Origin of the sequence: Rhizomicrobium sp. (assembly GCA_037200385.1) — a bacterium.
In the GTDB taxonomy this organism is placed as follows: Bacteria; Pseudomonadota; Alphaproteobacteria; order Micropepsales; family Micropepsaceae; genus Rhizomicrobium.
The window spans coordinates 2,964,333-2,990,538 of the sequence record JBBCGL010000001.1; the positions used below are offsets into that span (position 1 = coordinate 2,964,333).

33 protein-coding genes and 1 pseudogene are annotated in these 26,206 nt (G+C 67.6%); 18 read left to right on the plus strand and 16 right to left on the minus strand.

Annotated features, from left to right (window positions below; translation table 11 throughout):
* Positions 1 to 55: 55 nt before the first annotated feature.
* The 7 genes from WDM91_13965 to WDM91_13995 all read right to left on the minus strand — a co-directional run bounded on the left by WDM91_13965 (position 56) and on the right by WDM91_13995 (position 5,930).
* Positions 56 to 610 carry a head-tail connector protein gene (locus tag WDM91_13965; GenBank protein ID MEI9995697.1) on the minus strand — a complete coding sequence of 185 codons (555 nt, stop codon included), beginning with the start codon at positions 608 to 610 and terminating at the stop codon, positions 56 to 58.
* A 204-nt stretch (positions 611 to 814) separates the two neighbouring features.
* The gene (locus WDM91_13970) at positions 815 to 2,056 is read right to left on the minus strand and encodes a phage major capsid protein (protein MEI9995698.1); all 1,242 of its coding nucleotides are present in this window, start codon (positions 2,054 to 2,056) and stop codon (positions 815 to 817) included.
* Positions 2,057 to 2,092: 36 nt separating this feature from the next.
* Entirely contained in the window at positions 2,093 to 2,773 is a 681-nt protein-coding gene (locus WDM91_13975) for an HK97 family phage prohead protease (GenBank protein ID MEI9995699.1), read from the minus strand.
* 72 nt (positions 2,774 to 2,845) lie between these two features.
* Positions 2,846 to 3,100 (minus strand): hypothetical protein, encoded by a 255-nt coding sequence (locus tag WDM91_13980; GenBank protein MEI9995700.1) that lies wholly within the window; start codon positions 3,098 to 3,100, stop codon positions 2,846 to 2,848.
* Positions 3,097 to 4,263: a phage portal protein gene (locus WDM91_13985; GenBank protein ID MEI9995701.1), complete on the minus strand. Its 1,167-nt coding sequence runs from the start codon at positions 4,261 to 4,263 to the stop codon at positions 3,097 to 3,099. Before WDM91_13985 ends, WDM91_13980 begins: the two co-directional genes overlap by 4 nt.
* 106 nt (positions 4,264 to 4,369) lie before the next feature.
* Positions 4,370 to 5,602: a terminase family protein gene (locus tag WDM91_13990; GenBank protein ID MEI9995702.1), complete on the minus strand. Its 1,233-nt coding sequence runs from the start codon at positions 5,600 to 5,602 to the stop codon at positions 4,370 to 4,372.
* Complete coding sequence (locus tag WDM91_13995) at positions 5,568 to 5,930, minus strand: hypothetical protein (GenBank protein ID MEI9995703.1); 363 nt, start codon at positions 5,928 to 5,930, stop codon at positions 5,568 to 5,570. The genes WDM91_13990 and WDM91_13995 overlap by 35 nt, the downstream gene beginning before the upstream one ends.
* A 378-nt stretch (positions 5,931 to 6,308) precedes the next feature.
* Here WDM91_13995 and WDM91_14000 point away from each other — a divergent pair, with 378 nt between their 5' ends.
* Positions 6,309 to 8,471, plus strand: coding sequence for a PBP1A family penicillin-binding protein (locus WDM91_14000; protein MEI9995704.1), 2,163 nt, complete (start codon positions 6,309 to 6,311; stop codon positions 8,469 to 8,471).
* A 76-nt stretch (positions 8,472 to 8,547) separates the two neighbouring features.
* Here WDM91_14000 and WDM91_14005 read toward each other — a convergent pair whose 3' ends face one another.
* On the minus strand, positions 8,548 to 9,735 hold the full coding sequence (locus WDM91_14005) for a hypothetical protein (GenBank protein ID MEI9995705.1): 1,188 nt from the start codon (positions 9,733 to 9,735) through the stop codon (positions 8,548 to 8,550).
* 108 nt (positions 9,736 to 9,843) lie between these two features.
* Between WDM91_14005 and WDM91_14010 the strand changes: the two genes are divergently transcribed.
* The 5 genes from WDM91_14010 to WDM91_14030 all read left to right on the plus strand — a co-directional run bounded on the left by WDM91_14010 (position 9,844) and on the right by WDM91_14030 (position 13,351).
* Positions 9,844 to 10,416, plus strand: coding sequence for a DUF1214 domain-containing protein (locus WDM91_14010; GenBank protein ID MEI9995706.1), 573 nt, complete (start codon positions 9,844 to 9,846; stop codon positions 10,414 to 10,416).
* Positions 10,413 to 10,952, plus strand: coding sequence for a DUF1254 domain-containing protein (locus tag WDM91_14015; GenBank protein ID MEI9995707.1), 540 nt, complete (start codon positions 10,413 to 10,415; stop codon positions 10,950 to 10,952). The genes WDM91_14010 and WDM91_14015 overlap by 4 nt, the downstream gene beginning before the upstream one ends.
* 93 nt (positions 10,953 to 11,045) lie before the next feature.
* Positions 11,046 to 12,041, plus strand: coding sequence for an ABC transporter substrate-binding protein (locus tag WDM91_14020; protein MEI9995708.1), 996 nt, complete (start codon positions 11,046 to 11,048; stop codon positions 12,039 to 12,041).
* Positions 12,042 to 12,120: 79 nt separating this feature from the next.
* Entirely contained in the window at positions 12,121 to 12,513 is a 393-nt protein-coding gene (locus WDM91_14025; protein ID MEI9995709.1) for a DUF559 domain-containing protein, read from the plus strand.
* Positions 12,514 to 12,604: 91 nt separating this feature from the next.
* A complete protein-coding gene (locus tag WDM91_14030; protein MEI9995710.1) occupies positions 12,605 to 13,351 on the plus strand; it encodes an ABC transporter ATP-binding protein in 747 nt (248 codons plus the stop codon).
* Positions 13,352 to 13,361: 10 nt separating this feature from the next.
* Here WDM91_14030 and WDM91_14035 read toward each other — a convergent pair whose 3' ends face one another.
* Together WDM91_14035 and WDM91_14040 are read right to left on the minus strand one after the other, a co-directional pair.
* Complete coding sequence (locus tag WDM91_14035) at positions 13,362 to 13,685, minus strand: BrnA antitoxin family protein (protein MEI9995711.1); 324 nt, start codon at positions 13,683 to 13,685, stop codon at positions 13,362 to 13,364.
* Entirely contained in the window at positions 13,675 to 13,947 is a 273-nt protein-coding gene (locus WDM91_14040) for a BrnT family toxin (protein MEI9995712.1), read from the minus strand. The genes WDM91_14035 and WDM91_14040 overlap by 11 nt, the downstream gene beginning before the upstream one ends.
* Before the next feature lie 59 nt (positions 13,948 to 14,006).
* Between WDM91_14040 and WDM91_14045 the strand changes: the two genes are divergently transcribed.
* A complete protein-coding gene (locus tag WDM91_14045) occupies positions 14,007 to 14,792 on the plus strand; it encodes an ABC transporter permease (GenBank protein MEI9995713.1) in 786 nt (261 codons plus the stop codon).
* 176 nt (positions 14,793 to 14,968) lie between these two features.
* On the opposite strand, the gene WDM91_14050 is transcribed toward WDM91_14045, so the two are convergent.
* From WDM91_14050 to WDM91_14060, 3 genes are all read right to left on the minus strand, one after another.
* Positions 14,969 to 15,385 (minus strand): PaaI family thioesterase, encoded by a 417-nt coding sequence (locus tag WDM91_14050; GenBank protein ID MEI9995714.1) that lies wholly within the window; start codon positions 15,383 to 15,385, stop codon positions 14,969 to 14,971.
* Between the two features lie 7 nt (positions 15,386 to 15,392).
* The gene (locus WDM91_14055) at positions 15,393 to 16,733 is read right to left on the minus strand and encodes an MFS transporter (protein ID MEI9995715.1); all 1,341 of its coding nucleotides are present in this window, start codon (positions 16,731 to 16,733) and stop codon (positions 15,393 to 15,395) included.
* Positions 16,734 to 16,885: 152 nt separating this feature from the next.
* Positions 16,886 to 18,412: a hypothetical protein gene (locus WDM91_14060; GenBank protein MEI9995716.1), complete on the minus strand. Its 1,527-nt coding sequence runs from the start codon at positions 18,410 to 18,412 to the stop codon at positions 16,886 to 16,888.
* A 162-nt stretch (positions 18,413 to 18,574) separates the two neighbouring features.
* On the opposite strand from WDM91_14060, the pseudogene WDM91_14065 reads away from it, so the two are divergent.
* Positions 18,575 to 18,790 (plus strand): annotated as a pseudogene (locus tag WDM91_14065) (LysR family transcriptional regulator substrate-binding protein).
* Here the strand turns inward: WDM91_14065 and WDM91_14070 are convergent.
* Together WDM91_14070 and WDM91_14075 are read right to left on the minus strand one after the other, a co-directional pair.
* Complete coding sequence (locus WDM91_14070; protein ID MEI9995717.1) at positions 18,787 to 19,173, minus strand: type II toxin-antitoxin system VapC family toxin; 387 nt, start codon at positions 19,171 to 19,173, stop codon at positions 18,787 to 18,789. The pseudogene WDM91_14065 and the gene WDM91_14070 overlap by 4 nt on opposite strands.
* An 11-nt stretch (positions 19,174 to 19,184) precedes the next feature.
* On the minus strand, positions 19,185 to 19,418 hold the full coding sequence (locus WDM91_14075; protein ID MEI9995718.1) for an AbrB/MazE/SpoVT family DNA-binding domain-containing protein: 234 nt from the start codon (positions 19,416 to 19,418) through the stop codon (positions 19,185 to 19,187).
* 114 nt (positions 19,419 to 19,532) lie between these two features.
* On the opposite strand from WDM91_14075, the gene WDM91_14080 reads away from it, so the two are divergent.
* The 5 genes from WDM91_14080 (at position 19,533) to WDM91_14100 (ending at position 22,691) form a co-directional block, all read left to right on the plus strand.
* Positions 19,533 to 19,847 carry a DUF2849 domain-containing protein gene (locus WDM91_14080; GenBank protein ID MEI9995719.1) on the plus strand — a complete coding sequence of 105 codons (315 nt, stop codon included), beginning with the start codon at positions 19,533 to 19,535 and terminating at the stop codon, positions 19,845 to 19,847.
* Positions 19,840 to 21,501: a nitrite/sulfite reductase gene (locus WDM91_14085; GenBank protein MEI9995720.1), complete on the plus strand. Its 1,662-nt coding sequence runs from the start codon at positions 19,840 to 19,842 to the stop codon at positions 21,499 to 21,501. Before WDM91_14080 ends, WDM91_14085 begins: the two co-directional genes overlap by 8 nt.
* On the plus strand, positions 21,482 to 21,982 hold the full coding sequence (locus tag WDM91_14090) for a DUF934 domain-containing protein (GenBank protein MEI9995721.1): 501 nt from the start codon (positions 21,482 to 21,484) through the stop codon (positions 21,980 to 21,982). The genes WDM91_14085 and WDM91_14090 overlap by 20 nt, the downstream gene beginning before the upstream one ends.
* 68 nt (positions 21,983 to 22,050) lie before the next feature.
* Positions 22,051 to 22,296, plus strand: a complete 246-nt coding sequence (locus WDM91_14095; protein ID MEI9995722.1) for an AbrB/MazE/SpoVT family DNA-binding domain-containing protein — start codon at positions 22,051 to 22,053, stop codon at positions 22,294 to 22,296.
* Entirely contained in the window at positions 22,293 to 22,691 is a 399-nt protein-coding gene (locus WDM91_14100) for a type II toxin-antitoxin system VapC family toxin (GenBank protein ID MEI9995723.1), read from the plus strand. The genes WDM91_14095 and WDM91_14100 overlap by 4 nt, the downstream gene beginning before the upstream one ends.
* A 20-nt stretch (positions 22,692 to 22,711) precedes the next feature.
* On the opposite strand, the gene WDM91_14105 is transcribed toward WDM91_14100, so the two are convergent.
* Positions 22,712 to 23,035, minus strand: coding sequence for a hypothetical protein (locus WDM91_14105; protein ID MEI9995724.1), 324 nt, complete (start codon positions 23,033 to 23,035; stop codon positions 22,712 to 22,714).
* On the opposite strand from WDM91_14105, the gene WDM91_14110 reads away from it, so the two are divergent.
* From WDM91_14110 to WDM91_14130, 5 genes are all read left to right on the plus strand, one after another.
* Positions 23,034 to 23,243: a hypothetical protein gene (locus WDM91_14110; protein MEI9995725.1), complete on the plus strand. Its 210-nt coding sequence runs from the start codon at positions 23,034 to 23,036 to the stop codon at positions 23,241 to 23,243. The genes WDM91_14105 and WDM91_14110 overlap by 2 nt on opposite strands.
* Positions 23,244 to 23,254: 11 nt before the next feature.
* Positions 23,255 to 23,626 carry a VOC family protein gene (locus WDM91_14115; protein ID MEI9995726.1) on the plus strand — a complete coding sequence of 124 codons (372 nt, stop codon included), beginning with the start codon at positions 23,255 to 23,257 and terminating at the stop codon, positions 23,624 to 23,626.
* Between the two features lie 88 nt (positions 23,627 to 23,714).
* Positions 23,715 to 24,884, plus strand: a complete 1,170-nt coding sequence (locus tag WDM91_14120) for a hypothetical protein (protein ID MEI9995727.1) — start codon at positions 23,715 to 23,717, stop codon at positions 24,882 to 24,884.
* Entirely contained in the window at positions 24,884 to 25,456 is a 573-nt protein-coding gene (locus tag WDM91_14125; GenBank protein ID MEI9995728.1) for a hypothetical protein, read from the plus strand. Before WDM91_14120 ends, WDM91_14125 begins: the two co-directional genes overlap by 1 nt.
* Positions 25,457 to 25,522: 66 nt before the next feature.
* A complete protein-coding gene (locus WDM91_14130) occupies positions 25,523 to 26,176 on the plus strand; it encodes a hypothetical protein (GenBank protein MEI9995729.1) in 654 nt (217 codons plus the stop codon).
* Positions 26,177 to 26,206 lie beyond the last annotated feature (30 nt).

The window sequence follows — 26,206 nt, forward strand, 5'->3', positions numbered from 1 at the left end:
TCTTTCACCGACCTCCCCGCGAGGGGGAGGTGAAGGGATGACCGGTGCGGCGGCGCTACAGTTTCAAAACCCGGAACGGCGCGAGGAGCGCCAGACAGGCAGGCGGCAGCTCGGCGGGCGCTTCGCCGCGGTTCTCGTAGAGGAACGTCACCAATGCGAGGATCGCTTCCTGGAGCAGCGCCGGCACCGCGTCGGCGTCGCCATAGCCCGCGGTGAAGGCGATGGCGATGCCATTCAGCGGCCGCAGACCGGCCGGCGGCGCCGCGGTGAGCGCGAGACGCGCGGGCGCGCTCGCCGCATCGACCGTGTAGCGCGCGAGGTCGAGCACCGACGGCGTGTCGTCGCGGGCATAGAGCGTGACCGCGCTCACGCCTTGCAGCGGCGGCAACGGGATCTCGACGATGCCGCTGCACGGCCAGGCGTCGAGATGCAGCGTCCAGCCCTGGGTGACCAGGGCGCGGCCGGTGTGCCATTCGGCGCGCGCCCGCGCCGCGGTGATGAGCGCGCCGATCAGCGCATCGTCGTCGGCGGTGTCGACCTTGAGATGCGCCTTGGCCCGGGCGAGCGTGACGGGCTCCTGCGCGGGCGGCGCGGTGAGGGAGAGGGGCATGGAGAATGTCCGTTGGCGAAGTTGTCGCAAAGATCGACCTTCATCCCCATTGTCATCCCCGGCCGAGCGATGCGTGAGCATCGCGCGGGGAAGGGGACCCAGGCCTGCGGGACCTATCGGTCTGCAACGCCTGGGTCCCCTTCCCTCGCCTCGCACGCTGCGCGTCCGAGGCTCGCCGGGGATGACAAGGAAGCTTGGCTTCGGCTACGACGCGCTGAACTTCATCAGCTTGATCGCTTCGTAGTTCTGCACGCCGCCGCCGACGCGCTTGGTCGTGTAGAACAGCACATAGGGCTTGGCGCTGTAGGGGTCGCGCAGGGTGCGGATGCCGATGCGGTCGACGATTAGATAACCGCGGGCGAAATCGCCGAAGGCGATGGAATAGGTCCCCGAGCCGATGTCCGGCATGTCCTCCGCCTCCGCCACCGGATAGCCGAGCAGCGTGGGCGGCTGGCCGGCGGCGCTGCCGGGCTGCCAGATGTAGTTGCCCGTCGAATCCTTGAACTTGCGGATCGCGCTTTCGGTCTTGCGGTTCATCACCCAGGCGCCGTTGGCGCGATAGGCCTGCTTGGGCGCATAGGCCAGCGTCACCAGCGCGTCGGTCGGATTGGACGCGGCGAAGGCGCCGTCGGCGCCGGACGCGACATAGCCGAGCTTGGTCCAGACCCAGCTCGCATCGGCGACGATGGTCTCCGACAGGAAGCCCTTGGGCTGGGTCGTGCCGTTGCCGTTCACGAAGGCGGCGCCTTCCTGCTCGGCGAACACGACCTGGACCTCGTCGGCCAGCCAGCGCTCGATATCGACCTGGCTGTCGTCGAGCAGCGTCGCGGTCGCGGCCGGCATGGCGTAGAGCTCCATCGCGGGGAAATCGATCACGCTGAGCGTCGGCGTGTCGGTCTGCGGCCGCGACGCGGTCTCGGCGACCCAGCCGGTGGCGGCGCCGGCGGTGGCGATCGGCTTGCGATAGACGTTGCCGCCGATCTGGCGGACCGTCGCCAGGGCGCGGATCGGCGAGGCCTTGGCCAGCACGCGGTCGATGGTCTGCTCGATCTCCAGCGGCACGGTGTAGCCGCCGTCGCCGGGCGAGCCGGCCGAGAACGCCGATTTCAGCTCGAAGGCGTCGAGCGCGCCCGCGTCGCCCTTGCGGACATAGCGGTCGAAGGCCTGCTTGCGTTCGAGCGCATCACGGTCGGTGACGGCCGATTTGCGCTCCGGCGACAGCGCCGGCCGGGTGGTCTCGAGCAGCAGCGCGTCGAGGGCGCGCTTCTGCTCGTCCAGCGCCTTGTCGATGCGCGCGACCTTCTCGTCGCTCACGACGTCGCCGGAGCGGCGCTCGAGCGCGGCGAGACGCTCGTCATTGGCGTCCTTGAAGCTTTCGAAGGCGCGCAGGAAGTCGTCGAACGCGTCCTTGACCTCGGGCGAGGCCGCTTTGGTTTCGTAGTCCATTGTCGTTGTCTCCTGTTGAACGTGAAAACACACTTGTCATCCCCGGCCGAGCGATCCGTCAGGATCGCGAGGGGAAGGGGACCCAGGCGCCGCAACGCGCGCGACGTGGCGGGACCTGGGTCCCCCTCCCTCGCCTCGCGCGCCAGGCGCGCGAGGCTCGCCGGGGATGACAACCGTGTTTGTCGCGCGGCACGCTTGTGCTGCGCGCTTCAGCCCCGCAGCATCGCCGCTCTTCGTCCCGATGCCCGTCACCGCGCTGCCTTGCAGCAGCGGGAAGGTCACGACCGAGATCTCCCAGAGCTCGATCTCCTGCAGCAGGCGCGTGCCGCGGGCGGCGTCGCGCCGGGCGCGCAGGGTGCGGAAGCCGATCGACAATCCGTCCAGCGCGCCTTGCGCGATCAGCTCGCGCACCTCGCGGGCGCGTTCGACCTCGACCGCGAGGCGGCCGCGGACATGGAGGCCGCGCGAATCCTCGCGGATCGTCTCCCACACGCCGATCGGCTCATGCGCGAAGTGCTGGTAGAGCATGCGGACGCGGGCCGGCGGACGGCTGCGCAGCGAGCGGGCGAACGCCCCGGGGGCGACGATGTCGCCCGCCCCGTCGGCCACGTGGAAGAGCGAGGCATAGCCTTCGAACTCGTCGGGACCGAGCGCTTCGAGCAGCGCAGGCGTGTTCTTGCGCGCGAGGCGGGGCCTCACGTGTTGGATGACGGGCATGTGCGGTATCTCTTTGGGGAGCGAGTAGCGAATAGCGAGTAGCGAGTAGGGTGCGCCCTATTCGCCAATTCGCTATTCGCTCTTGTCCAGCTTGTCCTCGATCCGGGCCAGCGCGGCGCGGATCTCCGTGACCTGCTCTTCCAGAACGGCGACGCGCTCGATCGCGGCCTGGTCGCGGCCGAGGGTGCGCTCGAGCGTCGCGATGCGGTCGGCGGCGGAGCCGGCCCAGACCAGCGCGCCGGCCGTCTGCAGCAGGAACGCCGCCACGAGGGCGGCGGGGAATCTGCGTTCCAGCGCGGGCGGGAAATGCTCGGCGAAGAGGCTCACGGCAGGTCTCCCGGCGCCGCGGGACCATAGCCGGCGGCGGCGCGCTTCTCGTCGGTGGTGAGGAAGGTCGCGGCGTTGAGGCGATCCCAGATGCTCTCGCGCTCGATCGCCAGCGCGTCGACCGCATCGGCATCGATCGCGAGGCGCAAGGCGCGGCCTTCGAAGCGGGGGGCGAGCCAGCGGGTCAGCGCCGCGGCGGTGCGGCCGGCGAGCGGCAGCACGGTCTGGCGCCAGAAGGACAGGTTCGCCTCGCGATAGTTGGAATAGGTGTTGTCGCCCGGGATGCCGAGCAGCATCGGCGGCACGCCGAAGGCCAGCGCGATCTCGCGCGCCGCGACGTCGCGCGTCGTCGAGAAGTCCATGTCGGCGGGCGTGTAGCTCATGCTCTTCCAGTCGAGACCACCTTCGAGGACCATCGGGCGGCCGGCATTGCCCGCGCCTTGATAAGCGTCTTCGAGCTCGCGCTTGAGGCGCGCGAACTGCTCGTCGGTGAGGCCGGGGGCGCCGTCGGGGCCGCGATAGACCAGCGCGCCGGAGGGCCGCGCCGCATTGTCGAGCAGCGCCTTGGTCCAGGCGGCGCCGGCATTGTGGACCTCGATCGCGTTGGCGCAGGCTTCGAGCGGCGAGAGGCCGTAATGGTCGTCGAGCGGATGGAACAGCGTCGCATGCAGCACCGGCAGGAAGGCGCCGTCGCGCGCGATGCGCGTGGTGCGGCCGTCGACCGTGTAGTCATAGGCGGCGGGCCAGCCGCGCGGCCCCGGCACCACACACATGCGGTCGGGCCGCAGCGTGTAGAGCGCGCGGATCTCGCCGCCCGCCAGCGCCGCCTCCATATAGGCATTGCCGGCGCATTGCAGGAAGGAATACCAGCGGATGAAGAAGGCGCTGCCATCCTCCTCCGGATTGGGCCGCGCCAGGAGATCGAGCAACGGATGGGCGGTGCGCTCGGCGGCGCCGTCATAGAGCAGGAACGGCACGGACGCGGCGCTCTCGGCGATCATCCGCACGCAGCGATAGACGATGGCGTTGGCGAGCACGCCTTCGCGCGCCAGGCTCTGATAGGTGCGCGGCGCCCAGCGGGCGCGCCCGCCGAGCGACAGCGCGATGAGCGGCGCGGATTTTCGTTCCGGCACCTGACGGCGCCGGTTGAGGAATTCGAACATGGGGGTGACTCGCGATGTTGGGTTCAAGCAAAGCCGTCATCCCCGGCTGAGCGATCCGTCAGGATCGCGAAGGGAAAGGGATGACAATCGTGATTTTACGCGTCAATCAAAGAGTCCGGATCTTCGGCGTCGCCCGCCGCACCGGCGGGAAGAGGTGTGCGAGCGCCCAGACCAGTGCGTCCATGCGATCGGGGCTGTCGCCGCGTCCGTCGTATTGGCACATCTGGTCCTCCAGCTCCGGCTGGGCGCCGACGTGATGCACGCGGCCGGCCTCGTAGAGCGCGGCGAACGGCGTCGCGCGGGTCTTCTTGCCGCGGCTGGCATGGACCAGCGTCACCGGCAGGTCGCGCGCCGCCTCCAGCAGCACCGCCTTCACCATGTCGCCGCCCTGATTGGCTTCGGCGATCACCGCGTCGGCCTCATGCTGCTCATAGGCGTCGGCGACCCGCGCCGCCCAGGCGCCGGGCGTCAGGCCGCCGGACGACAGGTCGGCCAGCACATAGGCGTCGCCCGCGCCGTCGCGGCCCGCGACCACGATGCCGCATTCGTCGCCGGTCGACGAGGCCGGCGGATCGACCGCCACCACGACATGGTCGAGCGGCGGGGCGGCCTTCACCCGCGCCGCCTCGATCCAGGCGCGGCGCCACAGCGCGGCGTCGTTGTCCTCGATCAGCTCGGCGTCGAGCTCCTGGCGGCCGAGGCGCGAGCCGCCATAGCGGCGCTGCATCGTCTCGAGGAAGCCGGGCGCGAGATTGGCCGCGTTGGCGGCGGTCCGGCCGCGGGTGACCGTCACGTCGGGCGAGGCCATCAGGGTCTTGAGCGCCGCGATGTTGCGCGGCGTGGTGCTGATCATCATGCGCGGATCCCGTCCGAGGCGCAGGCTCATCAGGGCCATGTCGAGCGCCCCCTGAGGGTCGGCCCATTTGGCGAATTCGTCCGCCCAGATCGTATCGAACTGGTGGCCGCGGATGCCGTCGGATTCATCGGCCGAGAGCACGGTGGCGACCGCGCCATTGGCCCAGGTGAGGCGGCGGTTCGAGGGCTCGAACGCCGCGCCCGGGCTGACCGCCTTGAGGCCGGAGACGCCCTCGATCATCACCGCCCGCGCGTCGTTGAAGGTGGCGCCGATGAGGCCGATGCGGTGCATCGTCTTTCGCCGCACACCGTCTGCGATCCATTCGGCGCCAGAGCGGGTCTTGCCCGTTCCGCGACCGCCGAGGAACAGCCAGATGCGCCAATCGCCTCCGGGTACGAGCTGTTCGTCGCGGGCATTGAATAGCCAGCTGGCAAGGGCGGCTTGTGCCTCATCCGGCTTCAACGTCTCGATGATCGCGCTCATCTGCGGCTCGCTCAAGCTTCGGAAGAAGGCTGCGCTGAAGCGTGTTGACGGCATCATCGGGATGGACTGCATGTTTGGTGGCGCGACGAAGAGAGGCGGCGGAAGCGCCGCGCGCGATGCGTTCGAGCGTGCGCTGAAGCTGATCGAGCGAACGGACATTCTTCAGGCGCGTATCGCCGTTGGTCGTCATGACAGAGCGTTCCTGGAGCTGGAGCTGGCGCACGAACTCGCGGCCAATCCGCTCATAGGCGAGATCAATCCAGTCTTCATTTATTTCTTCCTTCAGCAGAGGATCGTCGGGGTCGAGCAGACACGCGGACGTGCCCACATCGGTCTCATACGACCGGTTGGGTGCGAGAGGCATCGGACACACTTGTTGGGATATGGGTGAATTGGGATTTGGACCGACTCGGTTCAAGGGGGCGCGCAGAATTTTTTCGCCGGCGACTTATCCCCGCGCGCGGATTCGCAACGCGATGATTTGCACGGAGAAATTTCGCGGCGCGTGGGGATAGACGCGATCGCGCGATCACGCGGACGATATTTTGTTTCTCGAAAATAATTTTTCGGACGACGCCGCGCGCGATGGTCGGCAGCCGACAGGCCCTCACCTGGCGCAAGACGCATTACATTCCGTTAAGGGCGAAATCCCGTCCCGGCCCGCGAGCCTTGATTGCGCCGCAAATATGGGCGACGAAACCGGCCCATGGCTGGAAACCTGCTCGATCTCATCCGCGACGCCCTGGCGGCGTTCGTGGACTTCTTCGTCCAGCGGCGCCGCTTCTTCGCGCCGCTGCTCGCCATCGTGACGGCCGCGGTCGCGGTTCCGCTCGCGATCCTCGCGCTGCTGCCCACGATCCTGTCCTGGTTCGCCGGGCCGCTGGACATGTCCAAGGATCTTTACGCCGTCAATCGGCCGATCGCCTTCGCCTTCCTCGACGCCGCGGGCGACGAGGTCGGGCATCGCGGCGCGATCATCGGCAAGCGGCTCAGCCTGGACGAGATGCCGGCCTATCTGCCGGCGGCCTTCATCGCGATGGAAGACCGCGACTTCTACGACCATCACGGCTTCTCGGTGCGCGGCCTGACCCGCGCGCTGTGGACCAATTTCCGCGCCGGGCACACCGTGCAGGGCGGCTCCACCATCACCCAGCAGACCGTGAAGATCGTGTTCCTGAGCCAGGAACGCACCATGGGGCGCAAGCTCGAGGAGCTGGTCGACGCCGCGAAGCTCGAGAAATCGCTGAGCAAGAAGCAGATCCTCGAACTCTATCTCAACCGCATCTATCTGGGCTCGGGCGCCTATGGCGTGGACGGCGCGGCGCGGGTCTATTTCAACAAATCGGCCAAGGACCTGACGCTCAGCGAGGCCGCGATGCTGGCGACGCTGACCCGCGCGCCCTCCGCCTTCTCGCCGCGCCGCGACCTGCCCAAGGCGCAGGCGCGCGCCGCCATCGTGCTGCGCAGCATGGTGGAGACCGGCGCGATCAGCCAGGCCGATGCCGATGCCGCCAAGGCGGCGCCCGCGATCATCACCGAGCATGCGACCGCCGATGCGCGCAATTTCTACTTCGACACCGCGGCGGACGAGGCGATGCGCCTGGCCACCCGCGACGGCGTGGCGCCGAACCAGGACCTGATCGTCCGCACCACGCTGATCCCGAAGATCCAGGAGGCGGCGCGCGCCGCCGCCAACCGGGTGATCGCCAAGAGCGGCCCCAAGGTGCATGCCAGCGAGGCGGCGGTGGTGGTGATGAAGCCCGACGGCGCGGTGGTCGCGCTGGTCGGCGGTACCGACTACACCGAGAGCACCTTCAACCGGGCGACCCAGGCGCATCGCCAGCCGGGCTCGGCCTTCAAGCCCTTCGTCTATCTCGCGGCGCTGGAGAGCGGCCTGACGCCGTGGGACCAGCGGGCCGACGAGCCGGTCGACATCAAGGGCTGGACCCCGACGAATTTCGGCGGCCGCTCCTATGGCACCATGACGCTGGCCGATGCGCTGGCGCATTCGGTCAACACCATCACCGCCAACCTCGCGCAGGAGGTCGGCGTGAGCAATGTGGTCGACGCGGCGCAGCGGCTGGGCATCGCGTCGCCGCTGGAGCAGAACGCCTCGCTGGCGCTGGGCACCTCGGAAGTCACGCCGCTGGAGATCACCCGCGCCTATGCTGTGTTCGCCAATGGCGGCGACAAGGTCTATCCCTATTTCGTCACGCAGGTCGAAGACGCGGGCGGGCACCTGCTCTATGCGCGCAAGCCGCCGGAGGGCGAGGAGCGCATCGTCGCCAGCCATGTGAACCGCGATCTCGTCGCGATGCTCTATGGCGTGGTGCTGCACGGCACCGGCATGTCGGCGGCGGTGGCGGGGCATGAGGCGGGCGGCAAGACCGGCACGACGCAGGATTTCCACGACGCCTGGTTCGTCGGCTTCACCCACGACTATGTCGCGAGCGTATGGGTCGGCAACGACGATTCGACGCCGATGAAGTCGGTGACCGGCGGCTCGCTGCCGGCGCAGATCTGGCACGCCACGATGACGGTGGCGGAGAAGGGCCTGCCCTCGACGCCGCTCGACAAGTCGGAGGCCCAGCCGCCGGCCGACGATTCGACGATCTTCGGCAGCGGCGACGTCTACACCTCCAGCAGCGGCGACGACGAAGCCGGCGGCGGCAGCTATATGGGCAGCGGCGAGCGCGGCGAGGACCAGCCGCCGCCGGAGAGCCGCGGCCGTGGCGGCGACCACGGCAATTTCTGGGACTGGCTGTTCAACCGGCGCGGCCGCGACAATGAAGGCCGCCCGGTGCCGCAGGACGGCAGCCAGAGCCAGGGCGACGGCGGCAATGGCGGCGACAGCCAGGATACGAACTGAGCTTTCCCCGCGGCCATGACACGTTATTGGCTGGGCCGGCGCTGCGGGGGATCAAGGCTCCAAGTAGGTCCGGCCGCTAAAACAGGAATTCCAGCACGGCCAGCAGCCAGCGTGCGAAGGTCTCGAGCAGGGCGGGCCGCGGCGCGGCGGCGGGATCGGCCGGGATGATGCCGGCGGGCAGCGGCACCTGCTGCAGCGGCGAGGGCGAGGCATCGGTGCCCGCCGCCCAGGCGCGGCAGCGCTCGAAATCCGCCGCCACCGGCCAGATGCGATAGAAGGTCGAGGCCTCTCCGGCCTGCGCCGCGGCCTGCGCGGCGCGCGGCCGGTCGCCGGCCAGGCAGGCGTAGAAGAAGAACTCGCTGTAGAGCCGCGGATCGGGATGGGCGGCGACGAGATCGCCATAAGCGGCCGCGAGCCGGTCCCAGGTCGCGCGGGTGCCGACGAACAAGCCCAGGCCGTTGCCATAGGTGCGGCGCCCGAGCCGGCCGTAGATGCGGGCATAGGCGCCGGTGCCTTCCTCGTCCTTCGTCGCGGCGACGGCGCGGCGCACGAGGCCGTCGAGATCGTCGACCGAGCCGCCACGATAGGGCGTGTCCAAAAACGCCGCCTCGTCGTAGAGGTCGTAGTAATCGGGAAACCGGCTGAGGCCCTCCTCGAGCACCGGCAGGTAGGCCGCGCGCGTCCAGCCTTCGCCCAGCGCGACCTGCAGCATCGCGGCATACCAGCCGGGATCGCCGCCCGCGACGTCGCGATGCGCCATGAGATAGCGGCGCGCGTCTTCGAAATGCCCCTGCGCCTGCCGCCAATCCCGCTGGCGATTGCCGTGCTGTGCCTCGCAGGCGCAGAGCTCGCCCTGGACGATCATCAGCCGCGCCACGGCGATCCGCGCCGCCGGCGAAGCGGGATAGGCCGCGGCCCAGTGCTCGGCTTTGGCCTGCAGCGCCGCGGCCGCCTGGATCTCGCGGGGGAAATCGCCGCTCCGGTCGACATCGAAGGCCTGGTAGAAATAGGCCAGATCCCATTCGCCGGCCGGCGTGCGGCTTTGCGTCGAGCGGTAGCGCGCGGACATCGATTCCAGCGCGGCGAAATCGGACTGCTGCAAGGCGATGACGGCATCGCCCGCGACCATGGCGGTGTGCTGGATGTCGGGCGCGTCGGGCGGGATCGTGTTGTAGACGAACGCCGGGGCCTGCGCGCTGGCCGCCACCGCCGTCAGCAGCATGGCCAGGCCGGCCATACCGATCGTCCGCAACAACCGGCGCATCGCCAATCCTCTTCCCCGACGGCGCAGCCTGCCGCATGCTGCTTAACGCCGGCTTGAGACAAAGGACCGGATTCGACCTATCGTGCGGGCAGGTCGGGCGGCACGGACATGCGCACAATGCTGAAAATCCTCGCCGTGCTGGTGGTCGGGACCGGGCTTGGCCTGGCGGCGACCTGGTTCACCGTGATCCGCGGCTCGATGGGCGGCGAGGTCGCCGATGGGCCGTGGCACACCAGCCTCGCCGTCGGCTCGGCGCAGGGCGGGGCCTATCTGCGCGCCGCCGTCGCGGTGCACGGCCTGCTGGCGCTCAACCGCAGCGAGACGATCTACTACACCGCGACGGCCGACAGCAGCGGCGCGGCGCTGGACGGGCATTGCCGCTATGCGCTCGCGGGGCGCGACCCGCCGACGCGATGGTGGAGCATCACCGCCTATGGCGCCGACGACTACCTGATCGACAACCCGGCCGGGATCTATTCCGCCTCGCGCAATTCGATCGTGCGGCGGAGCGATGGCGGCTTCATCGTGACGGTCGGCAAGGCGCGGGCACCGGGCAATTGGATACCGGTCGGAGACGGACGCTTCAGCCTGTCGCTGCGGCTCTACAATCCCGCGCCGGAGATTTCCGCCGATCCGGCGCATGTCGCGCTGCCCGGCATCGTCAAGGAGCGCTGCGCATGAGCGTCGCGCGGCACTGGCGATGGATCGCCGCCACGCTGCTGGTCGCCGTGGCGGTGCATGCCGCGAGCGTGCTGTACCTGCCCCAGCTCATCATGTGGCGGACCGTGACGGCGATCGGGCGCGCCGGCGGGGTGAACCGGATGGTCCATGGCCGGCGGCCGACCGCCGCGGCGCGCGGCGTGGTGCGGCCGTCGCCGGACCTGCTCTATTCGACCTGCGTCTACGACCTCGACGAGGCCGGCGGCGGATTGTGGGTGCGGGCGCACGGGATGCCGCACACCTACTGGTCGGTGTCGCTGTTCGATATGCAGACCGACAATTTCTATGTGGTCGACGACCGGCAGGCGAAGGACGGGACGCTCGACCTGCTGATCGAGGCGCCGGACTGGGACAAGCCGATGCCGGGGCGGATCGCGCATGCGCCCGGGCCGCGCGGCCTGGTGCTGGTGCGCACCCTGATCGACGACGAGGCGCATGTCGCGGATATCGACGCGGCACGGCGGCACGTCACGTGCGAGGCGTATCAACGCCGTTGAAGATTGGCGGACGGCAAGGGAAGATGCCGCGGTCCGCGCGTGGCGTCACCTGGGTGGCCCGCAGTCGCGGACCATGACAATCGGGGCTCAGAGATGACATTCCGCGTATTCGCCGCCGCCGCGCTCGCCGCGTTCGCTTTCGCGCAAGGCGCCGCCGCCGCGCCGCCGGTGAAGATCCGGTTCGTCACCGACTGGAAGGCGCAGGCCGAGCATGGCGGGTTCTACGAAGCGCTGGCCGAGGGGCTCTATGCCAGGGCCGGGCTCGACGTGAAGATCATCGAGGGCGGGCCGAGCGTGAACGTGCCGCAGATGCTGGCCGGCGGGGCGGCAGATTTCGGCATCGGCTCGAACGGCTTCATCGCCTTCAACCTCGTCAAGCAGCATGCCCGCATCAAGGCGGTGATGGCGATCTTCCAGAAGGATCCGCAGGTCCTGATCACCCATCCGCGGCCCGACGTGAAGCGGCTTGCCGACCTCAAGGGCAAGCCGATCATGATCTCCGACGCGGCAACGGTGGCGTGGTGGCCCTGGCTGCGCGCCAAGTACGGTTTCAGCGACACCCAGATCCGCAAATACACCTTCAACCTCGCGCCGTTCCTGGTCGATCCGGGGGCGGTGCAGGAAGGCTATCTGTCGAGCGAGCCCTACACGATCGAGAGCAAGGCGCATTTCAAGCCGCAGGTCTTCCTGCTCGCCGACAATGGCTATCCCGGCTATTCCAACATGGTGCTGGTGCCGCAAACGTGGATCGACACCAACCCGAAGGCGGTGCAGGCCTTCGTGACGGCGACCCAGGCCGGCTGGCTGCACTACCTGAACGGCAATCCCGGCCCCGCCAATGCGCTGATCAAGCGCGACAACCCCGAGATGGACGACGCGCTGATCCGCCAGGCGATCGCCAAGCTGCGCGCCTACGGCATCGCGCAATCGGGCGACGCCAACGTGCTGGGGCTGGGCACGATGACGGATGCGAAGTGGAAGCTGTTCTTCGACACGATGGTGACGGACCGGCTCTACGACCGCGCCCTGCCCTATCGCGAGGCCTACGACCTGCGCTTCGTGCGCGGCATGCCGATGAATTTCCAGTGAGGTCCAACCTCCCCCTTTGTGGGGAGGTCGGAGAAGGCGTGCGCGCCAGCGCGCGACTTCTCCGGGTGGGGGGCGGTGCATGTTCAAGCCGGCTGGCCCGGAGAAGATTGCAAGGGGACGGCAGCTCAGGCGCGAAGCCACTGGACCCGAGCGCCGCCTCTGGCGCGCATTGCGCGAACTCAATCGGCAAGGCTATCACTTCAGACGGCAAGCGCCGTTCGACTGCTATATCCTGGATTTCGTGGAACACAGCGCAAAGGTCACAATCGAACTGGACGGCTCGCAACACGGTCTGGCCGGAAGACACGCACAGGACGCACGGCGGGACGCATTCCTCGAAAGCCAGGGTTATCTCACATTGCGATTTTGGAATTCGGCATTGGCGGAAAATTTCGAGGGCGTCGTCGAGGCGATCTTTCGTGCCGTCACGGACCGCGTAGCACACTCGGCAAGCAGGGTCCCGCCGGAATGAAGAGACTGTTCATCGTGGCCAGCACCGCCCCCCTCCCGATCCAGCGTGCTTCGCACGCTGGATCGACCTCCCCACAAAGGGGGAGGTGGACATGAGCAGCCCCCTCCTCGCCCTCTCCGGCATCTCCAAGACCTTCGACTCCGGCACGCAGGCGATCGCGCGGCTCGATCTCGAGGTCGCGGAGGGCGCGTTCGTCTCGCTGGTCGGGCCGAGCGGCTGCGGCAAGTCGACGGCGCTGCGCATCGTGGCGGGCCTTCTGACGCCCGATGCGGGGACGGTCGACTTTCCGAACGGCAAGCCGGAGACCGGCTTCGTGTTCCAGGAGCCGACGCTGATGCCCTGGGGCAGCGTGCTGGGCAATGCGCGGCTGCCGCTGGACCTCAAGGGTATGAACCGCGGCGAGGCGAACGACCGCGCGGCCGGGGCGTTGAAGCGCGTCGGCCTGGGCGGTTTCGAGACGGCTTTCCCGCGCGAGCTGTCGGGCGGCATGAAGATGCGCGTCTCCATCGCGCGCGCCATCGCGGCCGGGCCGAAACTGCTGCTGATGGACGAGCCGTTCGCGGCACTGGACGAGCTGACGCGCCAGGCGCTCAACGACGACCTGCTGGCGCTGTGGGCCGACGACGGGCTGACCGTGATCTTCGTCACCCACAGCGTCTATGAGAGCACGTATCTCTCGTCGCGGGTGGTGGTGATGACGCCGCGGCCGGGACGCGTCGCCGCGGACCTGACATTGGCGCCGCCGCCGGGGCGCGACGAGACCTATCGCCTGACGCCGGACTTCGCGCGCGACGCGGGCCTTGTGTCGGCGGCGCTGAAGGGCGCGATGGCGGCATGAACGGCGGCGGTCACTTCGCGCGGCTGCGCTTCGCCGCCGCCGGCTTGCGGCGCTTGACGACCTTCAGCAGCGCGTCGTTGATGCGCCCCTGCCAGCCAGGGCCGTCCTCCTTGAAGGAATCGACGATCACCGGATCCAGCCGCAGCGTGACATGCTCCTTGGGCCGCTCCAGCTTCGGGCGCCCGAGCCGCTTGCGCAGCCGCGCCGCCGCCTCGATCAGCTCGGGCATCACCTCGCGCACGGGACGGGCGAGGCGGAAGTCTTCTTCCGTCCATTCGGGGCTGTCTTCGTCCGGCACGCCATATTTCGGCGGCCAGTTCTTTTTACGCTCCATAGAATTTTCTCTCTTTTCTGTTGGCCGGCCGGAAGCTGACGATGCGTATGGCCGATCCGCGCGGCGTGAAGGTCACCTGAAACAGGCGGCCATCCCACAATGCAAAAGCCTGAAACCGCGCTTCGCCATAGTCGATCCGGCGATCAGGGCGAATGATGGCGTTGTCCCAGTCCAGATGAGTCACCTCGGTGAAATCGAGACCGTGCTTCAGCAGGCTCAACTCCCGCTTGGCCTCGTCCCATTCGAATTCCCTGGTGTAAATGTAGCACGAAAACCCTTGGCGTCAACTATTTTCGTGCTACAGAAAATATGGCTTCCGGCATGAACGCGGCGCTCAAATACGGTCTTCCCGCCCTGCTCGGCATCGCGGTGCTGGCGCTGTGGCAGTATGGGGTGCGGGCTTCTGGCGTCTCGCCGCTGGTGCTGGCGGCGCCGAGCGACATCTGGGCCGCGTTCCTCGCCAATTTCGATACGCTGATGGGGGCGCTGTGGTTCACCGTGAAGATCACCGTGTTCGCCTTCGTGCTGGCGACGCTGGCGGGTGTGGCGATGGCGGTGCTGTTCAGCCAGAGCCGTGTCGTCGAATACGCGCTCTATCCCTATGCCGTGGTGCTGCAGGTGACGCCCATCGTGGCGATCGCGCCCCTGCTGCTGATCTGGTTCAGCTATGAGCGCACCAACGAGGTGCTGATCGTGCTGGCCTGGATCATTGCCTTCTTCACCATCCTGTCCAACACGCTGGTCGGATTGCGCTCGGCGGACCACAACCTGATCGACCTGATGACGCTCTATGGCGCGTCGCGCTGGCAGATCCTGTGGCGGCTGCGCCTGCCCAGCGCCCTGCCCTATCTGCTGGCGGCGATGAAGATCTCGGGCGGGCTGGCGCTGATCGGCGCGGTGACGGCGGAGTTCGTCGCGGGCTCGGGCAACGATCTGGGGCTCGGCTGGATCATCACGCTCGCCGGCCGCGCCAACGATACGGCGGAGGAGTTCGCCGCCCTGGCGCTGCTCTCGACGCTGGGCATCGCGATCCTGTTCGCGATGACGGGGCTGGAATGGCTGCTGCTGCACCGCTGGCACGAGAGTGCGGTGAAGAAGCAGGATTGACACGCGATGTCCAAAGCACCGTTGTCATCCCCGGCTGAGCGATGCGCAGCATCGCGAAGGGAAGGGGACCCAGGCGGGAGAGACTGTGACGGCGTTTGCCGCCTGGGTCCCCTTCCCTCACGTCGCGCGCTTCGCGTGCGACGTTCGCCGGGGATGACAACTGTATTTGAGATGCCCTAACCCGGCCGCTTCATCGGCACCAGGCGCACGGTCGAGGAGCCTTTGGCGAGGACCTCGCCCTTGTCGTTCAGGATGCGGCCTTCGAGGAAGGCGGTCTTGCGGCCCAGGCGCTCGGCCCAGGCTTCGGCGACGATCAGGCCGGGACTGGCCGATTGCAGGAAGCTCACCTTGATCTCGAGGCTCAAGGGCGAGAATTCGAACCTGGTCTGTGCCATCACCAGATGCGCCATCGCGGCGTCGATCCAGCCGGTGACGAAGCCGCCCTGCACGATGCCGCCCGAATGGCAGTGGTCCATGCGGGCGCGGTAGTGGATGACGGCGCGGCCGCTCTCGCCGTGGTCGACGATCTTCTCGAGGCCCAGCGTGGCGCTCAGGGCATGCGGCTTGGCGTCGTGTTCGGTGTCGGCGGTCATGGCAAACTCAGGCGGTGGGCGGCAGGCCGGGATCGGGCGCGGCAATGGTCTGGACACGCACGGGGGCGCTCTCGACCATCAGATACATCGCCACCAGGCTGAGGAAGCTGGCGACGAACAGATACCAGGACGGCGCCATCGGATTGCCGGTGACCTTGATCAGCCAGGTGATCAGAAGCTGGGTCGAGCCGCCGAAGATGCCGATGGCGGTGGCGTAGACGGTCGCGAAGATGCCGCCGCGCACCCGCTTGGGCAGCACCTCGATGAAGGCGACGTAGAAGGCGCCCGAACTGACATTGAGCAGGATCGAGAGCACCGCGGTGCCGAACAGGAGCGCGAAGGTCGAACGCTCGTCCACGATCATCAGGAAGACCGGATAAACCAGCACGAGGAAAATCGCCCGGCTGCCCACCATGATCAGGCGGCGGCCGTAGATGTCCGACAGCAGGCCGCCCGCCAGCGAGGCGATCAGGCCGACCAGACCGTTGACCAGCGTGGCGGAGAAGGACTGCGTCTGGCCCATATGCAGCGTGGTGTGCGCGAAGGTCGTCATGTAGTTCAGCACATAGGTCGCGACCGTCCCGCCGATCAGGACGAAGAGCGCCAGGACGATGGGGCGGATATGCGTGCGGATGCCGTCGAGGAAGGCGCGCGATCCCGGATCGGGCAGATGGTCGGAGGCATGCAGCGTCTCGGGCAGCGAGCGGCGGATATAGAGGCCGAAGGGCAGGGTCAGCGCGCCGAGCAGGAAGGCGATGCGCCAGCCATAGGTGTCGAGCACCTGCGGCGAGAGGGTCTGCGACAGCACCACGCCGACCGTGCCGCCCAGCATCGAAGCGATGCTCTGGCTCGCGCTCTGCCACGAGGCGTAGAGGCCGCGCCGCTTGGCGGGCGCGGATTCGACGAGATAGGCGGTGGTCGGGCCGACCTCGCCGCCCAGCGCGAAGCCCTGGGTCAGGCGCGCGAGCACGGCCAGGATGGGCGCCGCCAGCCCGATCACCGAATAGGACGGGATGAGCGCCAGCGCGAGGATGGCGAGCCCCATCATCGTGAAGCTGATCAGCATGGCGGGGCGGCGGCCGACGCGGTCGGCGTAATGGCCGAGCACGATGCCGCCGATCGGGCGCAGCAGGAAGCCGGCGCCGAAGGTGAACAGCGACAGCATCAGGCTGCCGAATTCGGTGTCGAGCAGGCCGCCCTTGCCGATCGGGAAGAAGGCATGGCCGATGGCCGCGGCGAAGGTCGCGTAGGTCGTGAAATCGTAGAACTCGAGCGCGTTGCCGATCACCGCCGCGGCGACATGGCGGCGCTTGATGGGCGCGGGCTCTGCGGCGGCGATGTCGGACACGGCTTCCCCGGAACGGTGATACGCGACCTTGCCCGATCCGGCGCCCTCAAGTCCATGCGCGAGTCCCGGCCCACCTCCCCCGCATGCGCGAAGCGCATTGGCGGGGGAGGTGCCCGTAGCACCGTCGGGTGCGAAGGGCGGAGGGGGAGACGTTATTGCGTCGACGGCTTGCTCGGCGTGCCGGACGGGACCGAAACCAGCCCGGTCTTCAGCCAGTGCTGCAGCGTCTCGGCGCCGACATAGGGCATCATGTAGGTGCTGCTGCAGATCGCCGGCGTCCAGTGGGCGGTGGAGAGGAAGATCGTCGTGGCGCGCTTCTCGCTGTAGGGGCAGGCGCCGAAGGTCGAGATGTTCCAATAGGAGGTCTGGTAGTTGGCATAGTCGGCGCCGTGGCGCGGGCCGCCGGTCCAGGAGCCGTTGCCGGTCACCCAGTCGCCGTCCGCCGGCCAGCCTTCGAGCTGCATGAAGGTGTTCCATTCGGTGTCGGCGGTCTTGGCGAACAGCAGCGCCTGCACCAGGCCGCTGCCCGGCGCGGCCCATTCGCCATAGGTGTTGCCGTAGTAGAGGCCCGAGGTGTTGACCGTGTTGGTGTAATGCGAATTGCCGATGCAACGATGCTGCAAGCTGCCGGGGATGTTGTCCTTGAAGCGGTTGTAGAGGTCGCGGCTGTTGTTCTTGGGCGAGCTCTTCTGGTTGTCGTAGTCGCTGTCCGCCTGGACGTTCACGAAATGCGCGCCCGCCAGAAGAAGCTGCAGGAAGGTGTCGACGCTGTCCATGTTGAAGCGCGTCGTGCTGCCCGCGTTGAACGGATAGCTGGCATAGCCGGTGAGCTGGTATTTCGGCCCCTCGCTCGTCGCGCTGACATAGGTGAACTGCGGCACATACATGATGCAGGGCGCCTTGCTGGTGTCGGGCTTGGTCGAGTCATGGCTGTCCGGCACCACCAGGAAGTCGGCGAGGAATTCGACGATCGGATAATCGGGGCTGGAGGTCTCCACCGCGACGCCGCTCTGGCCGGGCCAGCAGCGCTTGAGGGCGCCGGCCAGCGCGGCAACCAGATTGCCGGTGTTGTCGCTCGCGAGGTACTGGCCGGAGAAGTCCACCGGCATGTAGGGCGCGGTGCTGCCCTGGTTGAAGCGGCCCTCGAAGGTGGCGCCGCGCAGCGCCGGCTGGAACATCGCATTCACGTAGTCCTGGCAGTTGTTCTTCTGGCCGTAGGGATCGCTCGCCAGCGGCACGACATAGCCGCGCAAGGTGTCGGTGCCATTGGCCTCCGGCGTGTAGACGCCCGCGCCGTCATAGAGGTCGATCGTCGCGTCGATGTCATTGCCGCTGTAAGAATCGGAATCGTTCCAGCCCTGGCAACCGGGATAGCCCGGCGGCGTCTGGACCCCGAGGGAGGGGTCGCCGCTGCTCGGATTGCTGTAGGTCACGGGGAAGCTGACATGGCTGCCGTCGCTCAGCGTGAACTGGCCGGCGCAGGAGCCGCTGTTGTTCTTGGCCTCGACGGTCAGCGAGGCGCCGGGCGCGACGGAAATGTCGACATGGGTCTGGCCGTTCGACATGGCGTAGCCGCTGGGCGTGGGCGAGGAGCCGGACGTCGCCGAACAGTCGTAATTCGTCAGCGTGTAATCGGTGCGATTGTACAACTTGATCGTGATCGAGCGTTCGGACGACATGGCGTTCTCCGTTGACGGCCTGTGGCAAGGGGACGGCGCGGCGGCGCCGGACGCAGAACTTGACGCGGCAGGGTGAGCGGACTTTGCTGGCCGGATGGGCCGCTTGCCGCACGATTTTCAGGACCACTGCCGGCCCGGACGTAGTCTCGCCCGGCGCGGCGCGGCGATCAAATCCCAATTGCGCAGCGCGCGGTGGCCGGCGGGCGCTGCATCGGCTTCGTCGATTCCGAGGTCGCCGCGACGCTCGACCGGAGCAGGGTCGCGGTGGTGCCGCTGGTCCAGCACGTCACCTGGGAGATCAACTTGGTGTGGCGCCGCGACCGGGCGCCCAGCCGGGTGATGACGGCGTTTCTCGATTGGCTGAAGGCAAGGGGTTAGGGCGTCGCCCAGTTTTCGAGCGTGAGGCCCGGGATGGCGGCGAAATCAGCGGTGTTGTCCGTCACGAGTGTTGCGCCGGCCGAGATCGCATGCGCGGCGATCATGCGGTCAAAATCGCGACCCCGCGTCCATCCGCAATCCGCGATGATCCGGCCGTAAGCACGCGCCGCGTTTGCGTCGAAAGCCAGGACGGGCATGGTCATGAGCAAGCCTTGGAGGCGAGCGCGCCGGCTGTCGGCCTCGGGCCCGGATTTGAAGAAGCCGCGCTGCAACTCCGCGAGCACGATGGCCGACAGTTTGACGCTTCCGTCGTACTGCTGGAATTTCTCCAATACGGGCTCGAAACCGTCACGCGCGTAGATGACGGTGTTGCTGTCGAGCATGTAGGGCATGCTCAATCCCAGTCGCGCTCGGGGACCTCGGTACGTTCCAGCAGTTCGATCGTCGAGGGCTTGGGCAGGCGGCGCAGAAGCGCCACCGCTTCCGTGAGACTGCCGATCGCGGGGCGGATGAGGATTTCGTCGCCCGCTCTCGTGATCTCCAACTCGCCGGAATCACCCTCGAACGCCAGTTCTGCCGGGATACGAACAGCTTGGCTGTTGCCGGATTTGAAGTATCGCGTCTTCATGCGGTGTATATACACGGCTATACGTTAAACAGTCAAGAATTGTTGTTTCCAATATTATACAATTCCGATGTGTGATCCATTGAAACTTCCGGCGTGGCGTGTGATCTACCGGCCATGGCAAAGGTCCAGGACCCGCAGATGCTGACCGCGAACCGTCTGGTGGACGGGGACGTGCTTTATTGGAAGGACGGGGGCTGGGTGCTCGCGCTTGCCGAGGGGCAGGTGTTCGCCGATCCGGCGCAGGCCGATGCGGCGCTGGCGGCGGCGAAGGGATTCGTGACGGGCAATGTCGTGGTGTCGCCCTATCTGTTCGACGTGAAGCTGGTCGACGGCAGGGTCCGGCCGGTGAAGGAGCGCGAGATCATCCGCGCCGCGGGTCCGACGGTGCGCAGCGACCTCGGCAAGCAGGCTGGGCAGTTCAATGTATAGATATGACGAGTTCGACGCTCGGTTCGTGGCGGAGCGGGTGGCGCAGTTTCGCGGGCAGGTCGAACGCCGCCTGAAGGGCGAGCTGACCGAGGACGAGTTCAAGCCGCTGCGGCTGATGAACGGGCTCTATCTGCAGCTGCACGCCTATATGCTGCGCATCGCGGTGCCGTACGGCACGCTGAGCGCCAGGCAGATGCGGATGCTGGCGCATGTCGCGCGCACCTACGACAAGGGCTACGGCCATTTCACCACGCGGCAGAACATCCAGTTCAACTGGCCGAAGCTGGTCGACGTGCCGGACATCCTGGCCGATCTCGCCACCGTCGAGATGCATGCGATCCAGACCTCGGGCAATTGCATCCGCAACGTGACGGCGGACCATTTCGCGGGCGCCGCGGCGGACGAGATCGAAGACCCGCGCCCGCTGGCCGAGATCATAAGGCAATGGTCGAGCCTGCATCCCGAATTCGTCTTCCTGCCGCGCAAGTTCAAGATCGCGGTCGGCGGCAGCCCGAAGGATCGCGCGGCGCTGAAATTCCACGACCTGGCGGTCGAGATCGTCAGGAACGATGCCGGCGAGACCGGCTATCGCGTGCTGGTCGGCGGCGGGATGGGGCGCACGCCCTACGTCGCCTATACGGTGAGCGATTTCGTGCCCAAGCCGCAGATCCTCGAATTCCTCGAAGCCGTCATGCGGGTCTACAACCAGTCCGGCCGGCGCGACAACAAGTACAAGGCGCGCATCAAGATCCTCGCCAACGCGCTGGGTCCGGACGAGATGAAGGCGCAGGTCGCGCGGGAGTTCGAGGAGATCAGGAAGAGCGGGACGCTGGCGGTGCCGGCGGAGGAGTTGGCGCGCATCGATGCCTATTTCGCGCCGCCGGCCTTCGAGACTTTGAGCGACGAGATGCCGGACGGCGATGCGGATTTCCGCGACTGGGTGAAGACGAATGTCCATCCCCATCGCGCGCCGGGCCACGCCATCGCGACGATCTCCCTCAAGCCGATCGGCGGCGTGCCGGGCGATGCGAGCGAGGCGCAGATGGACGCGCTGGCCGACCTGATGGACGCGTTCGGGATCGCGGAGATCCGCGTCAGCCATGAGCAGAACCTGGTGCTGCCGCATGTCCGCAAGAAGGACCTGCCGGCGATCTTCGCGCGGCTCAAAGAGCTGGACCTCGCGACGCCCAATGCGGGGCTGATCACCGACATCATCGCCTGCCCCGGGCTCGACTATTGCGACCTCGCCAATGCCCGCTCGATCCCGATCGCGCAGGATCTGTCGCGCAAATTCGCCGACCTGGCGCGCCAGCACGAGATCGGCGAGCTGAAGATCAAGATCAGCGGCTGCATCAATGCCTGCGGCCATCATCATGCGGGCCATATCGGCATATTGGGCGTCGACAAGAAGGGCGTGGAGTTCTACCAGCTGCAGCTCGGCGGCTCGGGCGCCGAGGACGCCAGCATCGGCGACATCCTGGGGCCGGGGTTCGGCGAACACGAGATCGCGGACGCGGTCGAGCGCGTGGTCGACCTCTACCTGACGCTGCGCGCGCCGGGCGAGCGCTTCCTCGACACCTACCGCCGCGTCGGCATGGAGCCGTTCAAGAACGTCGCTTACCGGGAACAGATGTATGCCGCTCATACGGGTTGACGCCGCGGGCGTGCCGCAGGCGGCGGAGGACGCGTTCGTCACGCTGGCCGACGACGCGGCGCTGCCGGCGGACGGCGGCGCCATCGTCTCCCTCACGCGTTTCCGGAACGAGCGCGAGCGCTTGCTGGCGCGCAATGCACCGATCGGCGTGCGGCTGAAGGCGGCGGAGAATCCGGAAAGCCTGGGCGCGGATGTGAGCCGGCTGTCGGTGGTGGCGCTGGAATTTCCCGCCTTCAACGACGGACGTGCGTTCTCCTGGGCGCGCATCCTGCGCACGCGGCTGGGCTTCACCGGTGAAGTGCGCGCGGTGGGGCATTTCATCTACGACCAGGTGAACTACCAGCGCCGCGTCGGGTTCGATGCGTGGGAGACGAGCCTCACGGTCGAACAGATTGCGCGCGCGTTCAGCGAGATGACGGACGTCTATCAGCCGAGCACGGACGGGAAGAAGACGATCCGGGAGCTGAGGGCGGGGCGGTAGGGCGTGCAAGCCTTTGCGCCCCCGCCTACCCGTGGTAGTATTACTTGCATTTCAGTTGGTAATACTCAATGAGCGCCGTGACCAGCAAAGGCCAGGTGACGATCCCCAAGCGGATCCGGGACGCCCTCGGGCTTAGCCCCGGAACGAAGGTCGAGTTCGGCATGGAAGAGCCGGGTCGCGCCTTTGTCCGTCCGGCCGGCAAGCCCAAGAAGGACGATTTCGAGAAACGGCTCGCCAAGGCGCGCAAGGGCTTCGACCTCGGCGGGCTGACGACGGATGCGTACATGAAGCTGCTTCGAGGCGATGACGAGTGATCCTCGTCGATACCAATGTCATCGTCGATGTTCTGTCCCAGGACCCTGCCTGGGAACCGCGCTCCAAATCGGCGCTCCGCATGGCCGCCGGCACCGACGCCATCGCCATAAACGACGTGATCTATGCCGAGTTGGCGCCGAGCTATGGCAACGTGGCCGAGCTTGATGCGGCACTTGACGCGCTGGGGATCGTTTCCGTCTCGATGCCGAGACGAGCTCTTTTCCTCGCCGGACATGCATTCACCGCCTATCGCCGCCGCGGCGGCGTCAAGACCGGCGTGCTGTCGGATTTCTTCATCGGCGCGCATGCGGCCGTGGAGAGGGCGGAGCTCCTTACCCGCGATCCTACCCATGTCACACGCTATTTCCCGACGGTGGCGGTAATTTCACCGTAAGAGATATTGCGCGCGTCTCTTCACGCCGCGGCCCCATTCAGGCACGCTACATCGTCACCTCCCCCTTGTGGGGAGGTCGAAAAATGCGGAGCATTTTTCGGGTGGGGCGGATGCGGACACGGATTCCACGAGCGGATCTTGAGCGTGCCCGCGGACACCGCGCATGGCCAACCGACGCCGAAGGCCTGCTGTGGTGGAGGCTGCGTGATCTCAACAGGCGTGGGTATCACTTCCGGCGGCAGGCGCCATTCCGTGGGTATGCGCTCGATTTTGCGGTGCACGGCGCCAAACTCGCCATCGAGCTGGACGGCAGCCAACATGGACTTTCCGAGCAGCGCGCGCATGCTGAGGTTCGGGGCCGCGTTGTCCACGCCGCCGGTGGTGACGACGCTGACCGAGCAGCTGCCGAAATATGTGCGCTCGGGCGTGGTGGCGACGGTCTATGCCTTCGCCATCGCGGTGTTCGGCGGCACGACGTCGCTCGTGCTCACCGCGCTGATCCGCCGGACGGGCGACCAGATGGTGCCGGCCTATTATTGGACGGGGATGTGATACCATGCATCATGCTCTCCCATCTCTCCCTCGGCGTCGCCGATCTGGACCGTGCCACCGCCTTTTATGAGGCGGTGCTCGCGCCGCTGGGGTTCGCGTGCGTCTGGCGCAACGCGCGCGGCAGCGGCTTCGGCGCGCCGGGCGGCGAGGACCGGCTGGCGCTGTTCGGGCGGGGCGCCGATGCCCGGGCGCCGGGCGCGGGTTTTCATCTGTGCTTCGCGGCCCCGACGCGCGCGAGCGTCGATGCGTTCCATGCCGCGGCGCTGGCTGCCGGCGGAACCGATGCGGGCGCGCCGGGCCCAAGGCCGCAATACGGCGCCGACTACTACGCGGCCTTCGCGATCGACCTCGACGGGCACAAGCTGGAAGCGAAGGTCGAGTAGCGGCGACGACGCTTCGTCACACTATAATCCTTGACCCCCTCCCCCCTTTGCCCCAAAGAACCCGCGACGAATTTTTTGAGGTGCCGGCATGAACGCACCCGTGAATCTCGACCCGATCCCACGCTTCGGCACGATCGAAAAAGCCATCGCCACGATGAAGCCGGGCGAGCCGGTCTATTGCATCTTCCCGGAGAAGTTCGGCGCCGCCGCGAAGCGCTTCCTCGACGGCTTTCCCGGCGACGCGCTGTTCGCGATCAAGGCCAATCCCGCGCCGCTGGTGCTCGACCAGGTGTGGGCCGCCGGCATCCGCCATTTCGACACCGCGTCGGTGCCGGAGATCGAGCTCGTCAAGAACCGCTATCCGGAGGCGCATTGCCACTTCATGGCACCGGTGCGCGCGGTGGGCGCGGCCAAGAAGGCGTTCGAGCAATACGGCGTCACCGATTATGTCGTCGATTGCGACTATGAGCTCGACAAGCTGCTGGCCGAGACCAAGCAGCCGAAGAAGCTGCGCATCTTCGTGCGTATCGCGACACCGCTGGGCGGCGCGGTGCTGGAGCTGTCGAGCAAGTTCGGCGTCACGCCCGCCGAAGCGGCACGCCTCCTGAAGCGGGTGCAGGAGGCGGGCGCGGCGCCCTGCATCACCTTCCATGTCGGCTCGCAATGCCTCTCGCCGTTCTCCTATGCGCAAGCCATCGAGATGGCGCGGCGCACCGCGCAGATCGCGGGCGTGGAGATCGCCGCGCTCGACATCGGCGGCGGCTTTCCCGGACCCTATCAGGGCGACGACGTGCCGCCCTATCACTGGTATTTCGACACCATCAAGGAAGCGCTCGAGACGCTGCCCAACCCGAAGATCCCGCTGATCTGCGAGCCCGGCCGCGCCCTGATCGCCGAGGGCCTGTCGCTGATCACCCAGGTGATCCTGCGCAAGGGCGACCGGCTTTATATCAACGACGGCGTCTATGGCTCGTTCGACGAGCTGACGCTGCCGGGCTGGAACGCGGATTATCCGGTGCGGGTCTTCACGCTCGACAACAAGAGCCGCGCCCTGCCGCTGCCCGGCGCGACCCTGCCGTTCCGCGTCTATGGCCCGACCTGCGATACGCTGGACGTGCTGCCGCGGCCGATCATGCTGCCGGCCAATATCGGACCGAACGATTTCATCGTGTTCGACTATATGGGCGCCTATTCGGTGGCGGTGCGCACGACGTTCAACGGCTTCTATCCCGACACCTGGGCGATCGTCGGCAACTGATGCGCGGGCTCTGGTTCATCGCCGCGGCGCTGGCCGCGCTGGGAAGCGCGGCCGCCGCGCCGCCGGGCTGGAGCACCTATACGGATACCCGGCGCGGCTTCGCCATCGATTATCCGAGCGACTGGAAGGTGAACCCGGCCTATGTCGAGAAGGGCTATCGCTTCTTCCAGGGCGAAACGGACGATACGCGCGACGGCGTCGCCTTGTCGCCGACCGCCGACCTGGCGCCGGGCACGACCCTGCAGAGCAACCAGCTCACGCTGGTGGTGGAGCGGGCGCGACCGGCCGACAGCTGCACCGCGGCGGCGTTCCTGATCGATCCGCCGCCCGACTACGTCACGCAGCGCGTCGTCGACAAGCCCGAGGCGGTGCAGACCATCGCCGAGCCGGGCGATCTGTTCACCGTCGAGCACATCGTGGTGATGGCGTCGCGCACGCCCTGCATCGCGGTGCACTACACCCTGATCTATGCCCGGTCCGGCGCGCCGGGCGCGTCCAGGCCGTTCGACCGCGCCGCGCTGATCCGGCTGCTGAACGCGATCGCGGGAACCTTGCGCACGATCGCGCCCTGAGCGCGGGCCTTCTTGGTAAGGCGAACGTTAACTCCTGGACGCTAGGGTGCGTCCGGGGAAAGCCGTATGCCGACACCGAAAGAACGCCTGAGCCATCTGTTGGAACTCGCCGCGCAGGGTCCGGCGGAGCGCGCCGCGCTGGCCGGCGAGGTCGCCGACCTGCTGCTCGACTGGCCGGCGCAATATCCCGCCGCGATGCGCGGAACCTTCGAGGCGCTGCTCGAGAAGATCGTGCGGGAGGTCGACACCGCCGGCTGCGCCGCCCTCGCCGCGCGGTTCGAAGGCCGCGCCGATTTCCCCTTGAGCCTGCTCAACGCGTTCTTCGCCAGCGCTTCGCCCGCCATGAAGCAGGCGATCCTGTCGCGCAATGACGAGGGCGAGGCGGCGGATGTCGCGCCGGTCGACTCGCAGGCCGTGCTGGGCGCGGCGCGCGGCCAGCGCGATTTCGTGCCCGTGCTGGCGCACCTGACCGGCATTCCGCCCGACCTGGCCGCGATCATCGCCGCCGACGCCTATGCGCTGGCGACGCTGTGCAAGGGTGCGGGGATCAGCCGGCCGACCTTCTCCGCGATGGCGATCCTGACCGGGCCGGCGCGCTCCGTGGCGGAGAATTTCGCGATGCTCGCGCTGTTCGACGCAGTGCCGCAGAACGGCGCGCGCCACCTGGTGGCCTATTGGCGCGGCCGCAATGACGGCGCGGGCCGCGAAGCCGCGGCCTGACAAGACACGGCGGTATTGTTCTAGGTCCGC